Here is a 1,047-nt window from a genome sequence, read left to right as displayed (position 1 = left end):
GCGTAGGGCAGGGCGGGGTGTCCGCCGCCGGTCAGCAGGAGCCCGTACACGGCGAGGAGCGCGAGGTGACCGCCGAGGAAGACGCGCCGGCGGCCGATGCGGTCGGCGAGCCGGCCGAGCGGCAGCAGCGCGAACCAGCGGTCCGCGAGGCCGGTGGCCCGCTGGAGCAGCAGGAACACGAAGGCGTCACTGACCGTGCACAGTCCGAGGAGCAGGGCGCAGAGGCCGATGCGGCGCAGGTCGCGGCGGCGCAGCAGTCCGAGGGCGGCACGCAGCGAGACGGGTTCGGCGGCCGGGGTCGGGACGGTGCGCCGGCCGGGTACGAAGAGCACCAGGACGAGCACGCCGAGCGCGGCCACGCAGGCGCTGACGGTGAACACGGCGTCGTAGCCCTCGGCGGCGCCGCGCAGGACGAGGAAGGCGAGGATCGGTCCGATCAACGCGCCGGCGGTGTCCATGGCCCGGTGGACGCCGAAGGCCCGGCCGCGTTCCCCGGGCGCCGCGGAGAGGGAGATCAACGCGTCGCGCGGGGCGGTGCGCAGCCCCTTGCCGGTGCGGTCGAGCGCGAGCACGGCCCCGATGGCGGGCAGGGTGTGCGCGAGCAGCAGCAGCGGTTTGCAGAGGGCGGAGAGTCCGTAGCCGAGTCCGGCGAGGAGCTTGTGGCGGCCGAAGCGGTCGCCGAGGTGGCCCCCGGCGAGCCGGACCAGGGCACTGACGCCGTTGTAGAGGCCGTCGAGCAGTCCGAAGCCGAGCGGGGAGAGGCCGAGTCCGGCGACGAGGTAGAGCGGCAGGACGGCCGTGACCATCTCGGAGGAGACGTCGGTGATCAGGCTGACCGTGCCGAGGGCGAGCACCGTGGGGGCGAGCGCGGCGCGCCGCCCCGGGCGGGTGCCCGGGGCGACGGCCGGCGACTCGGGGGGCACGGCGGGCGCGGGGGTTCCGCGACTGTCCGCGACGTACATGGTCAGGAGGCCCAGATCCCGGTGATGTCCTGGGCGCCGGCGGCGTTCCCGGCGTGGGTGGTCAGCCCGGCCAGGCCCTCCAGGG

The 1,047-nt window shown here is 75.9% G+C and carries 1 protein-coding gene; it reads right to left on the bottom strand.

The window, feature by feature from the left end; translation table 11 throughout:
• A partial coding sequence (locus ADK55_RS15660; protein WP_199826533.1) for an MFS transporter occupies positions 1 to 962 on the bottom strand: 962 nt, incomplete at its 3' end.
• Positions 963 to 1,047 lie beyond the last annotated feature (85 nt).

It is taken from the genome of Streptomyces sp. WM4235, assembly GCF_001279725.1.
Lineage (GTDB): Bacteria > Actinomycetota > Actinomycetes > Streptomycetales > Streptomycetaceae > Streptomyces.
This window is presented reverse-complemented; position numbering and strand designations above follow the sequence as displayed.